At 70.0% G+C, this 12117-nt stretch carries 11 protein-coding genes and 2 pseudogenes; 9 read left to right on the top strand and 4 right to left on the bottom strand.

The window, feature by feature from the left end; translation table 11 throughout:
* From gabT to JWN68_RS14710, 3 genes are all read left to right on the top strand, one after another.
* A partial coding sequence (gabT, locus tag JWN68_RS14720) for a 4-aminobutyrate--2-oxoglutarate transaminase (RefSeq protein WP_297740213.1) occupies positions 1 to 1313 on the top strand: 1313 nt, incomplete at its 5' end.
* Complete coding sequence (locus JWN68_RS14715) at positions 1310 to 2707, top strand: NAD-dependent succinate-semialdehyde dehydrogenase (protein ID WP_297740211.1); 1398 nt, start codon at positions 1310 to 1312, stop codon at positions 2705 to 2707. The genes gabT and JWN68_RS14715, both read left to right, overlap by 4 nt.
* Before the next feature lie 37 nt (positions 2708 to 2744).
* The gene (locus JWN68_RS14710) at positions 2745 to 4541 is read left to right on the top strand and encodes an ABC transporter ATP-binding protein (RefSeq protein WP_297740209.1); all 1797 of its coding nucleotides are present in this window, start codon (positions 2745 to 2747) and stop codon (positions 4539 to 4541) included.
* Here JWN68_RS14710 and JWN68_RS14705 read toward each other — a convergent pair.
* Positions 4538 to 5125 (bottom strand): 1-acyl-sn-glycerol-3-phosphate acyltransferase, encoded by a 588-nt coding sequence (locus JWN68_RS14705; protein WP_297740207.1) that lies wholly within the window; start codon positions 5123 to 5125, stop codon positions 4538 to 4540. The two genes, JWN68_RS14710 and JWN68_RS14705, sit on opposite strands and share 4 nt — an antisense overlap.
* A 100-nt stretch (positions 5126 to 5225) precedes the next feature.
* Between JWN68_RS14705 and thrS the strand changes: the two genes are divergently transcribed.
* The gene (gene thrS / locus JWN68_RS14700; RefSeq protein ID WP_297740205.1) at positions 5226 to 7220 is read left to right on the top strand and encodes a threonine--tRNA ligase; all 1995 of its coding nucleotides are present in this window, start codon (positions 5226 to 5228) and stop codon (positions 7218 to 7220) included.
* A 24-nt stretch (positions 7221 to 7244) separates the two neighbouring features.
* Here the strand turns inward: thrS and JWN68_RS14695 are convergent, their stop codons facing one another.
* Positions 7245 to 7748 carry a GNAT family N-acetyltransferase gene (locus tag JWN68_RS14695; protein WP_297740203.1) on the bottom strand — a complete coding sequence of 168 codons (504 nt, stop codon included), beginning with the start codon at positions 7746 to 7748 and terminating at the stop codon, positions 7245 to 7247.
* Positions 7749 to 7771: 23 nt separating this feature from the next.
* Here JWN68_RS14695 and JWN68_RS14690 point away from each other — a divergent pair, with 23 nt between their 5' ends.
* A complete protein-coding gene (locus tag JWN68_RS14690; protein ID WP_297740201.1) occupies positions 7772 to 8275 on the top strand; it encodes an HIT domain-containing protein in 504 nt (167 codons plus the stop codon).
* Between the two features lie 46 nt (positions 8276 to 8321).
* On the opposite strand, the gene JWN68_RS14685 is transcribed toward JWN68_RS14690, so the two are convergent.
* Entirely contained in the window at positions 8322 to 9464 is a 1143-nt protein-coding gene (locus tag JWN68_RS14685) for a N(5)-(carboxyethyl)ornithine synthase (RefSeq protein ID WP_297740199.1), read from the bottom strand.
* Positions 9461 to 9592: a hypothetical protein gene (locus tag JWN68_RS14680; protein WP_297740197.1), complete on the bottom strand. Its 132-nt coding sequence runs from the start codon at positions 9590 to 9592 to the stop codon at positions 9461 to 9463. The genes JWN68_RS14685 and JWN68_RS14680 overlap by 4 nt, the downstream gene beginning before the upstream one ends.
* 106 nt (positions 9593 to 9698) lie before the next feature.
* On the opposite strand from JWN68_RS14680, the gene JWN68_RS14675 reads away from it, so the two are divergent.
* The 4 genes and pseudogenes from JWN68_RS14675 to JWN68_RS19395 form a co-directional block, all read left to right on the top strand.
* The gene (locus tag JWN68_RS14675) at positions 9699 to 10454 is read left to right on the top strand and encodes an inositol monophosphatase family protein (protein ID WP_297740195.1); all 756 of its coding nucleotides are present in this window, start codon (positions 9699 to 9701) and stop codon (positions 10452 to 10454) included.
* Between the two features lie 10 nt (positions 10455 to 10464).
* Positions 10465 to 11139 (top strand): phosphatidylinositol phosphate synthase, encoded by a 675-nt coding sequence (gene pgsA / locus JWN68_RS14670; RefSeq protein ID WP_366519817.1) that lies wholly within the window; start codon positions 10465 to 10467, stop codon positions 11137 to 11139.
* A gap of 9 nt (positions 11140 to 11148) precedes the next feature.
* A pseudogene (gene pdxS / locus JWN68_RS14665) lies at positions 11149 to 12006 on the top strand (pyridoxal 5'-phosphate synthase lyase subunit PdxS); the annotation flags it as partial.
* Positions 11995 to 12117, top strand: a pseudogene (locus tag JWN68_RS19395) (pyridoxal 5'-phosphate synthase lyase subunit PdxS); the annotation flags it as partial. The pseudogenes pdxS and JWN68_RS19395, both read left to right, overlap by 12 nt.

The raw sequence follows: 12117 nt of genomic DNA, 5'->3' as shown, positions 1-12117 counted from the left end.
AGGAGCGGAGGATCGTCACCGCGATCCCCGGCCCCGAGTCGTTGGCGCTGCACGACCGCAAGGTCGCCAGCGTCGCAGCCGGCGTCGGGACGACCCTTCCCGTCTACATCACGGCCGCGGGCGGGGGAGTCGTCGTCGACGTCGACGGCAACCACCTCATCGACCTGGGGTCGGGCATCGCCGTCACCACGGTCGGTTCCAGTGCCCCGAGGGTGGTCGAGGCCGTGCAGCGGCAGGTGGCGGCGTTCACGCACACCTGCTTCATGGTCACGCCCTACGACGGATACGTCGCGGTGGCCGAGGCGCTCAACCGACTCACCCCGGGAGATCACGAGAAGCGGACGGCGTTGTTCAACTCGGGTGCCGAAGCGGTCGAGAACGCGGTCAAGATCGCACGGGTCGCGACCGGCAGGGACGCCGTGGTCGTGTTCGACCACGCCTATCACGGGCGGACGAACCTGACGATGGCGATGACGGCGAAGTCCATGCCCTACAAGCACGGCTTCGGGCCGTTCGCGCCGGAGGTCTACCGCGCGCCGGTGTCCTACCCGTTCCGCGACCACAAGGAGGTCGACGGTCAGCTGGCAGCCGCCCGGGCCATCGAGATCATCGAGAAGCAGGTGGGTGCCACCAATCTGGCTGCCGTGGTGATCGAGCCGATCCAGGGCGAGGGAGGGTTCATCGAGCCGGCGCTCGGGTTCCTGCCCGCGCTGGCCGCGTGGTGCCGGTCCAACGGTGTCGTCTTCGTCGCCGACGAGGTGCAGACGGGGTTCGCGCGCACCGGCGACATGTTCGCCTGCGACCACGAGGGCGTGGTCCCGGACCTGATCGTCACCGCCAAGGGCATCGCCGGGGGCCTGCCGCTGTCGGCGGTCACCGGCCGTGTCGAGCTCATGGATGCCCCGCACGTGGGTGGGCTCGGAGGCACGTACGGCGGCAACCCGCTGGCCTGCGCCGCCGCCCTGGCGGCCATCGAGACCATCGAGGCCGACGGCCTCGTCGAGCGGGCGCGTCAGGTCGAGCGGCTGATGAAGGACCGGCTGCAGCGGCTCCAGGCCGACGACGACCGTATCGGTGACGTCCGCGGACGTGGCGCCATGCTCGCCGTCGAGCTCGTGGTGTCCGGGACCACGAACCCCGACCCCGACCTCACCAAGGCCCTGGCCGCGAAGGCCCACCAGACCGGCGTGATCGTGCTGACCTGCGGCACCCACGGCAACGTGCTGCGCTTCCTGCCGCCCCTGGCCATCAGTGATGACCTGCTCCACGAGGCCCTCGACGTCCTCACCGAGATCCTGGCCAGCACCCGATGACCGCGACCACGGCGACCTTCGAGGTCCTCGATCCGGCGAGCCTGGCCGTCCTTGACGTCGTCCCCGACCAAGGACCCGACGAGGCGCGCAGGGCGGTCGACGCCGCGAGCGCCGCGTTCCGGCCCTGGGCCGCCACGGCACCCCGGGCACGCTCCGAGTTCCTGGCCCGCGCCCATGGCCTGATGCTTCGTGACCGCGATCGGCTCGCTGCCCTGGTCTCCGCGGAGAACGGCAAGTCGCTGACCGACGCCGCGGGGGAGGTGACCTATGCGGCCGAGTTCTTCCGCTGGTTCGCCGAGGAGGCGGTCCGCCCGGGCGGAGAGTACGGCGAGTCGCCGAACGGCGGCACCCGCACGATCGTGCGGCACGCACCCGTGGGAGTTGCGGCCCTCGTCACCCCGTGGAACTTCCCCGCCGCCATGGCCACGCGCAAGATCGCACCCGCGCTCGCCGCCGGCTGCACCGTGGTGCTCAAGCCCGCGGCGGAGACCCCGCTCACCGCCCTCGCCGTCGCCGCGCTCCTCAGCGAGGCGGGCGTGCCCGACGGTGTGGTCAACGTCGTGACCACCACCGACGCCGCGAGAGTCGTCGGCGCCTGGCTCGACGACCCGCGGGTCCGCAAGGTTTCCTTCACCGGCTCGACCGGGGTCGGGCGCGTGCTCCTGCGGCACGCCGCCGAACGGGTCGTCAACGCCTCGATGGAGCTCGGTGGCAACGCGCCCTTCGTGGTTACCGAGGACGCCGACCTCGACGCAGCGGTCGCCGGGGCGATGATCGCGAAGTTCCGCAACGGGGGACAGGCGTGCACCGCGGCCAACCGGTTCTTCGTCCACACCGCGGTCCTTGACGAGTTCGTCGCCAGGTTCGGCGCGGAGGTCGAGAAGCTGAGCGTCGGCGCCGCGAGCGACGGCTGCATGATCGGTCCGCTGATCAGTCAGGCGGCGTGTACCCGTGTGGAGCGCGCGGTCGCGGAGGCCGAGGCCGACGGAGCCTCCGTGACGCACCGGGCGGCCCTCCCCGACTCGGCCGCCGGCTACTTCGTCGCGCCCCGTGTGCTGGTGGATGTCGCGCCGGACGCAGCCATCGTGGCGGAGGAGATCTTCGGCCCCATCGCCCCGATCATCGGCTGGGACGACGAGGCCGCGATGCTCGACCAGGTGAACGGCTCGGAGTACGGCCTGGCCGCCTACGTCTTCGCTGGGGAGCTCGGCCGGGCACTGCGCCTCGGGGAGTCGATCGAGTCGGGCATGGTCGGCATCAACCGGGGGCTCGTCTCCGACCCGTCGGCCCCGTTCGGGGGGATGAAGCAGAGCGGGCTCGGACGCGAGGGCGCCCGCGACGGGCTGCGGGAGTTCCAGGAGACGCAATACCTCAGCGTCGACTGGCCGGGGTGACCCGAGGCCCCACCCTGGCACCGCCTAGCGTTGGTGCGTGACGACGGAGAGTGTGTACCCGCAAGCCGATCAGCCACTTCGCGCGCTGTGGAAGCGGTATGCCGCCTACCGTCCGCGCTTCATCGCAGCCGTGGTGGCCTCGACAGTCAACAAGGTCGCCGACGTGGTGCCCGAGCTGCTCATCGGCGCAGCGGTCGACGTCGTCGTACGCGGTGACGCCTCGTTCGTCGGCGAGGTGCTCGGTGTCGAGTCGCGCTACGCGCAGCTCGGCTGGCTGGCTTTCATCAACGTCGTCGTGTGGATCATCGAGTCCGGCTCGCAGTATGTCGCCGACGTGCTGTGGCGAGGGTTGGCGCAGGGGGTCGAGCACGACCTGCGCGTCGAGGCCTACGACCACGTCCAGCACCTCGACCTGGGCTGGCACGAGGCGCGACCTGCGGGCTCCACGCTCGCCACGCTGAACGACGACGTCAACCAGCTCGAACGCTTCCTCGACATCGGCGCCCCGGCGATCCTGCAGACCGCGCTCAACGTGGTCCTTGTGGGCGCCGTCTTCGCCGCCGCCTCCGGTCAGCTCCTGCTGCTGGCGTTCCTGCCGATCCCGGTCATCGTCGTCGGGTCGTTGGTGTTCCAGCGACGGCTGGAGCCGCTCTACGCCCGGGTGCGCGAGGCCGTAGCCGATCTCTCCGGCACCCTCAGTGCCAACCTCGCCGGCATCGCCACGATCAAGGCGTTCACCGCGGAGGACCGCGAGCGGGACCGCGTCAGCGCCGTGTCGGCCGCCTACCGTGACGCCAACCGGACCGCGATCCGGTCGTCGGCGGCCTTCGTCCCACTCGTGCGGATGGCGATCCTGGCCGGCTTCACCTGCACGCTCCTGCTCGGCGGGTGGGCGACGCTGCGCGGCGAGCTCGAGGTCGGCCTCTACTCCGTGCTGGTCTTCATGACCCAGCGCCTGCTCTGGCCGCTGACCGAGGTCGCCGAGGTGCTCGACCTCTACCAACGAGGACGCGCCTCGACCAGCCGCATCCTGGGACTCCTCGAGGAGCCGGTCACCGTCCCTGCCGGTGCCACCGCACTCGCTCGGCCGGTGCGGGGCCGGATCGAGCTGAAGGGCGTCCGCGCAGGGTACGGCGACGGGCCGGACGTGCTGCACGACATCGACCTCGTGGTGCCGGCCGGCGAGACGCACGCCATCGTCGGTGCCACCGGCTCGGGCAAGTCGTCGCTGCTGCGGCTCGTGCTCCGGTTCGACGACCCCCGCTCGGGCCAGGTCCTGCTCGACGACGAGGACGTCCGGGATCTCGACTGGGAATCGCTGCGCGGCTCCATGGGCTACGTGGCCCAGGACGTCTTCATGTTCGCCGGCTCGATCGGCGAGAACATCGCCTACGGCCGCCCCGACGCCACCCCGGAGCAGGTCCACGCGGCCGCCGAGGCGGCCGCCGCCCTCGAGTTCATCGACGCCCTGCCGGCCGGGATGGGCGCCTGGGTCGGCGAGCGCGGCGTCACCCTGTCCGGGGGCCAGCGTCAGCGGCTCGCGCTCGCTCGAGCACTGCTGCGCGACCCCGCACTCCTCGTGCTCGACGAGGCCACCAGCGCGGTCGACAACGAGACCGAGGCGGCCATCCAGCGGTCCCTGAGACGGGCCACCGCCCAGTGCACCGCCCTGGTCGTGGCGCACCGCCTCTCGACGGTCCGTCATGCCCACTGCATCTGGGTGCTCGACGCGGGCCGGATCATCGAGAGCGGCACCCACGACGAGCTGCTCGCCCTCGACGGGGCCTATGCCGCCCTGTGGCGGGTCCAGACGGGCGAGCCCACGCGCGTCTAGGGGAGCGGCGGAGGTCCCTCGTGACGCAGCCGCGGCTCGGTCCGCTGCGCGGGGCGGAGGCCGTGCTTGTCGGCGTAGAAGGCCCGGATCAGGCCCATGTCGGCGGCTACGTCGCCGCTGGGCATGAAGGTGGGACCGGAGCCGACGGTGCGTGAGGGGCCGTCGATGAAGGCCAGGGTGACGGGCAGCCCGGTCTGCTCGGAGAGGCGGAAGAACCCGGACTTCCAGTAGTTGGCCTTGCTGCGGGTGCCCTCGGCGGCGATGGTCAGGAGGAACTGGTCCGAGCGCGCGATGAGGTCCACGAGCGCCTTGATGTCGGCCGCCGGATTGTCGCGGTCGATGGACACCGCGCCGGTGCCGCGCATGATGGGACCGAGCGGTCCGCGGAAGAACTCCTTCTTCACCATGATCCGCGGGTGGCGGCTCTGGCTCCAGGCGAGCAGCAGCGAGATGACCCAGTCCCAGTTGGACGTGTGGGGCGCCCCCACGACGATGCCGTGCGTGGGGAGCGACCCTTCGGTGCGCCATCGCGCCAGCCGCAGGACGGTGCGGGCCAGACGAGGACGGATCACCATGCGTGCCATGGGGGTGAGGCTACTGGTGACGGGCGCCAAATATGCGGTGGTCCCGGGTGGATACGATCGAACGACCCGCAAGCCCCGCCGTACCTCACCAGGAGTCACTGTGTCCGAGATCAAGGTCGTCCGCACCCACGCTGGTCGGCGTGAGGAGCAGACCGCCACGACGGGCACCAAGGCCTGGGAGCTCTTCCGCGACGACGCCGACGTCATCGCGGCTCGGGTAGCAGGCGAGCTCAAGGACCTGTCCTACGAGCTGCGCGACGGCGACGAGGTGGAGAGCGTCCCGATGGCCAGCCCCGACGGGCGCGACATCCTGCGGCACTCGACCGCCCACGTGATGGCCCAGGCCGTGCAGCAGCTCTGGCCCGAGGCGAAGCTGGGCATCGGTCCGCCCATCACCGACGGCTTCTACTACGACTTCGATGTCGAGACCCCCTTCGTGCCCGAGGACCTGGTCAAGATCGAGTCGGCGATGCGCAAGATCATCAAGGACAACCAGCGCTTCGAGCGCCGCACCACCACCGACGCCGACGCGATCAACGAGCTCAAGGACGAGCCCTACAAGCTCGAGCTGATCGGCCTCAAGGGTGGCGCGGGAGCCGACGACACCGAGGGCGCCAGCGTGGAGGTCGCCAGCGACGCCGGTGCCGAGCTGACGATCTACGACAACCTCGGTCGCAACGGCGAGGCGAAGTGGTCCGACCTGTGCCGCGGGCCGCACGTGCCGACCACCAAGCGCATCCCCGCCTTCAAGCTGATGCGCACCGCCGCGGCGTACTGGCGAGGAGACGAGAAGAACAAGCAGCTCCAGCGCATCTACGGCACCGCGTGGGAGACCAAGGAGGCGCTCGAGGAGCACCTGCACCGCATCGAGGAGGCCGAGCGGCGCGACCACCGCAAGCTCGGCCGCGACCTCGACCTGTTCAGCTTCCCCGACGAGCTCGGTTCCGGTCTCGCGGTCTTCCACCCCAAGGGCGGAGTCATCCGCCGGGTGATGGAGGACTACGTCAAGCAGCGGCACATCGAGGAGGGCTTCGAGTACGTCGCCACCCCGCACATCAGCAAAGAGGGGCTCTTCCACACCTCCGGGCACCTGCCCTACTACGCGGACACCATGTTCCCGCCGATGGAGATGGAGGGCAGCGACTACTACCTCAAGGCCATGAACTGCCCGATGCACAACCTGATTTACCGTTCGCGCGGTCGGTCCTACCGTGAGCTGCCCCTGCGGCTGTTCGAGCTCGGGTCGGTCTACCGCTACGAGAAGTCCGGTGTCGTGCACGGGCTGACCCGCGTCCGAGGCCTGACGATGGACGACTCGCACTCCTACGTGATGCCCGAGCAGGCCGCCGACGAGATCAAGCACCTGCTGAGCTTCCTGCTCGGACTGCTCAAGGACTTTGGCCTGGACGACTTCTACCTCGAGCTGTCCACCCGCGACGACTCCAAGCCCGACAAGTTCATCGGGAGCGACGAGGACTGGACCAACGCCACCCGCATCCTGGAGGAGGCGGCGGCCGAGTCGGGCCTGGAGCTGGTCGCCGACCCCGGTGGTGCGGCCTTCTACGGTCCGAAGATCTCGGTGCAGGCCCGCGACGCGATCGGCCGGACCTGGCAGATGTCGACGGTGCAGTACGACTTCAACCAGCCGAAGGGCTTCGGGCTGGAGTATCAGGCGGCTGACGGCTCCCGCCAGCAGCCGGTGATGATCCATTCCGCCAAGTTCGGCTCGATGGAGCGCTTCATGGGCGTCCTCGTCGAGCACTACGCGGGTGCCTTCCCGCCCTGGCTCGCGCCGGTGCAGGTCCAGGCGATCCCGGTCGCGGACGCGTTCAGCGACTACCTGCACGACGTGGCGCGGCGGATGAGGGCGCAGGGGATCCGGGTCGAGGTCGACGACTCCGACGACCGGATGCAGAAGAAGATCCGCAACGCGCAGCTGCAGAAGGTGCCCTTCATGATGATCGCCGGCAACGACGACGTCGAGGCGGGTGCGGTCTCCTTCCGCTACCGCGACGGACGCCAAGACAACGGGGTGCCGTTGGAGGAGGCGATCCAGCGCGTGCAGCAGGCGGTCCTCGCGCGCGAGCAGGTCTGAACCCGACCTGCCCGAGTCCAGGTTCTAGCTACGGGTGATGCGCTCGCTCGACAAGCGCTTGGTGTAGCGGCGGCAGGGCGAGATCCACGTCCGGCCGCCGGCACTGACCTCGTACGGCAGGTCGCCGGCGTCGTGCCAGCCGCGCTTCTCGTAGAAGCGCCGGGCGCGGGAGTTGCCGGCGACCACGGCAAGCCAGGCCTCGTCGTGACCCGCGACCGCGACCTGTCGCTCGCCCTCTGCGAGCAGCAGCGCCGCCAGCCCGGTGCCGCGAGCTGCCCGTCCGACGAAGACCTGCTCCAGCTCGTCACCGGCCACCATCACGAACCCGAGCACCACCTCACCGCTCTGGTCGACGGCCACCGTCGTGTCGGCGACCCGGTCAGCGGTGCGCTCGTGGAAGGCCGCGCGCGTGCGAAGCGCGGTGAGACCGTCCGGCACGTGTCCCGCGTGTCCGTCGTGCCAGCCCTCGTGCCACAGGTCAGCGACGGCGGGCATGTCGGCCGACGTGGCCGATCGGATCGTGACCATGGCTGCAGCCTAGGATCACCCGCATGCGCGAGGAGAGCCCTGACGGCCTGACCAGGCTGTGGACGCCTTACCGCATGGCCTACGTCCGCTCCGACACGACCGCCGACGGCTGCCCGTTCTGCCGGATCCCACAAGGCGCCGACGAGGACAACCTGATCGTGGCTCGCGGAGAGCACACCTACGCGGTCCTCAACCTGCACCCCTACAACCCGGGCCACCTCATGGTGCTGCCCTTTCGTCACGTGGCCGGGCTGGAGGACCTGACGTCCGAGGAGTCGGCCGAGCTGATGGCGCTGACCCAGCAGGCCATCCGCGCGATCCGCAGCGTCAGTGCTCCGCACGCCTTCAACGTCGGGCTCAACCTCGGTGGGCCCGCCGGCGGCTCGCTGGCAGACCACCTGCACCAGCACGTCGTCCCACGCTGGTCGGGCGACGCCAACTTCATCACGGTGATCGGCAAGACCAAGACCCTGCCGCAGCTGCTCGAGGACACCCGGGCGCTGCTGGCCGAGGCCTGGATCAACTAGGCGGACCAACTAGCCGGCTCAGCCAGCCCGGCTGGCCGGCAACCCGTCAGCGCTGGGGGTGCGGGTGCTCCTCGGACCGCCCCTGGAACGCCAGGATCGTGGGGTTCTGGATCCGCCCGGCCCGGATCTCGATGGCCCGGCTGATCGTCTCGTCGCCGAGCCACGCCTCGGGACCCGACAGCACGGTCTCGATGAAGGGCATCAGTGCCTCACTGTTCTCCCAGGTCGCGGAGTTCCAGAGGTACGACGGGCTGTGGTCGACCGCGTAGTAGTTCACGCGGTCCGCCACGGTGAACATCGGTTCCTCGAACGACGTCGGGACCGCCCACGAGAAGCCCATCGCCTCGTCGCAGGACACGTCCACGATCAGGCTGCCCTGCCGGAACGCCGGGAGGTCCTCGGTCCGGAGGTAGGTCAGCGGGGCATTCGGGTCCTGGAGCGTGCAGTTGACGACGATGTCGTTCTCGGCGAGGTACGGCGCCAGCGGCATCCGGCCCCGCTCGGTGATCACGTGGCTGACGGCTGGGTCGTCGGGGTCGTGGTCGAACTGACGGATCCGCACCGAGTGGATGGGGGACCCGACGGCGGCGACGCCGCGGTTGGTGAGCACCGCGACCTGGCTCACACCGTGCGCGTTCAAGGCGGTCACCGCCCCTCGAGCAGTGGCGCCGAAGCCGATCACGACGGCACTCAGGCGACGGCCGTAGTCACCGGTGATCCCCACGAGCTCCATCGCCTGGAGCACCGAGCAGTAGCCGGCGAGCTCGTTGTTCTTGTGGAAGACGTGCAGGCCGACCGAGCCGTCGACGGTCCAGTGGTTCATCGCCTCGAAGGCGATCAGGGTCAGCTCGCGGTCGATGGCGAGCTGCGTCATCTCGGAGTCCTGGACGCAGTGCGGCCACCCCCACAGCACCTGACCGGCGTGCATGGCCGCGACGTCCTCGTGCTGGGGCTTGGGCAGCACCACGACGTCGGAGCCGGTGATGATCTCGTCGCGGGAGGCGAAACCGGCCACGTGCTCGGCCAGGTCCGCGTCGGTGCGGCCGAACCTCTCGCCGTACCCGTGCTCGAGGGTGATGCGTGCGGCGATCTCCGGGGCGATCCTGGGCAGGTGATCGGGGTGGAGGGGGAGACGGTGCTCGTTCTCCTTGGTCGACGTCCCGACGACGCCGAGGCTGAGGAGACTCACTTCTTCTTGGTGCCCAGGTTCTCCGAGGGGCTGCCCCCGCTGGCCTTGTCGCGCTTGTCGGCCCGCTTCTCCTTGATGGACTTGCTGGTCTTCTTGGTCATGCCCTGCCGCGGCGACTTGTCGGCCATCGGTGCTCCCTGGTCGGGAGCCTGGACGGCTCCATGCGGTCAGGGTACGCGGCCCGTCCACCCGGGTATCGCCGCCCGACGCACGACCGCCGGTAGCGTGCCTGTCGTGGATGACGCGGAGCTGGCGACCAGGCTCGTCACGGAGGCAGGCGCCCTGGCAGCGGCGATGCGACGAGGCGGGCTGGGAGCCGAGACCAAGACGAATGTCTCCGACATCGTGACCGCGGCCGACCGCGCAGCCGAGGCCCAGGTGGTGGAGATCCTTCGGCGAGTCCGGCCCGACGACTCGATCGTGGGGGAGGAGGGCGCCGACCACGCCGGCACGAGCGCTCGGACCTGGGTGATCGACCCGATCGACGGCACCTACAACTTCCATCGCGGACTCGACTGGTGGTGCAGCGCGGTCGCCCTAGTGGACGGTGAGCGTCTCGTGCTGTCGGCGGTGCATCATCCGACGTCGGGGACGACGTTCCTGGGCGGACCCGGACTGCCGAGCACCCGCGACGGCGTGCGCCTGCCGGCGCTGACCGACCGTCCTCTGAGCGAGTCGTGCGCGACGACGTACCTCCACCCTCCCTTCTACGACGGCGAGGTGGGGGCGGCCTTCGTCCGCGCTGTCACGGGCGTCGCCACGTTGCGGATGATGGGCTCGGGGACGATGGACGCCATGGCCCTCGCCCAGGGACACAGCGACGTGATCTTCCAGCACTCGGTCCCCGACTGGGACCGGCTGCCGGGGGCAGCGATCATCCGTGGCGTCGGCGGCGAGTCCCGCGTGGTGTCCGCGGCGGGCGTCGAGTGGCACGTCGCGGGGGTGCCCACGGCAGTGGCCGAGGTCTGCAGCGCCCTGCTCGGCGAGTAGCCTCGCGGCCGTGGAGAACCAGAACAGGCCCCGGTCCAACGTGCTCAACGAGTCGGTGCTCGACCGTTTCAAGGGCTTCTGGCAGGGCGTCGTGCTGCAACCCTTCATCAAGCTCTTCATCCGGCTCGGGATCAGCCCCGACACGGTCACTGTGATCGGGACGGTCGGCGTCTGCGCCGGGGCGCTCATCTTCTTCCCACAGGGGATGCTCTGGCAGGGCGTCCTGTTCATCACCGCCTTCGTCTTCAGCGACCTGATCGACGGCGCGATGGCCCGCACGATCGGTCGCAAGGACACCTTCGGCGCCTTCCTCGACTCCACCCTCGACCGGGTCGCCGACGGCGCGATCTTCGCCGGCCTCGCTCTCTACTTCGCCTGGGTCGCCGAGGACAAGCTCTACCTCTGCCTCGCGCTCGTGTGCCTCGTCATGGGCTCGGTGACGTCCTATGCGCGCAGCCGCGGCGAGGGGCTCGGCTTCAACGCCAAGACCGGCATCGCCGAGCGGGCCGACCGGCTGGTGGCGATCCTGGTCATGACGGGTCTCGGTGACCTGCTCGACCTGCCCATCCTCTACGAGGTGACGCTGTGGCTGCTCGCGGTCGCGAGCACCGTCACCGTCATCCAGCGGATCCTGCTCGTACGCCGACAGGCCCTCGATGCCGTCAAGCCGGACGAACGCCACTAGAATCAGGGCATGGCTGAGCAGACCCCCACCGCCCCCGAGTCCACCTCCTCCACCGGTACCTCGCGCGTCAAGCGCGGCATGGCCGAGATGCTCAAGGGCGGGGTGATCATGGACGTCGTCACCGCCGACCAGGCGAAGATCGCGGAGGACGCCGGCGCGGTGGCCGTCATGGCCCTCGAGCGCGTCCCGGCCGACATCCGAGCGCAGGGCGGGGTCAGCCGCATGAGCGACCCCGACATGATCGACAGCATCATCGAGGCCGTGTCCATCCCGGTCATGGCCAAGGCCCGGATCGGCCACTTCGCCGAGGCGCAGGTCCTCCAGTCGCTCGGAGTGGACTACATCGACGAGTCCGAGGTCCTGACCCCGGCCGACTACGCCAACCACATCGACAAGTGGAAGTTCACCGTTCCCTTCGTCTGCGGTGCGACCAACCTGGGCGAGGCGCTGCGCCGGATCACCGAGGGCGCGGCGATGATCCGCTCCAAGGGCGAGGCCGGCACCGGTGACGTGTCCAACGCGGTGATGCACATGCGCACCATCAACGGCGAGCTCCGCCGGCTCTCCTCGATGGAGGCCGACGAGCTCTACGTCGCGGCGAAGGAGCTGCAGGCGCCGTACGACCTCGTCAAGGAGGTTGCCGAGGCCGGCAAGCTGCCCGTCGTGCTCTTCACCGCCGGTGGCATCGCGACTCCCGCCGACGCCGCGATGATGATGCAGCTCGGCGCCGAGGGCGTGTTCGTCGGTTCGGGCATCTTCAAGTCCGGCAACCCCGCCGAGCGCGCCGAGGCGATCGTGCAGGCCACGACGTTGTTCGACGACGCCGACGTGGTGGCCAAGGTCAGCCGCGGCCTCGGTGAGGCGCTGCGCCGCATCTCCGAGGGCGCGGCGATGATCCGCTCCAAGGGCGAGGCGGGGACCGGCAACGTCGTCGAGGCGACCCGGCACATGCGCGCCATCCGCGCCGGCATCAAGCGC

The sequence above is a fragment of the Nocardioides sp. genome, assembly GCF_025964975.1.
GTDB lineage: Bacteria > Actinomycetota > Actinomycetes > Propionibacteriales > Nocardioidaceae > Nocardioides.
Note: the sequence above shows the minus strand (reverse complement) of the source record. Positions and strands in the feature narration are given on the sequence as shown.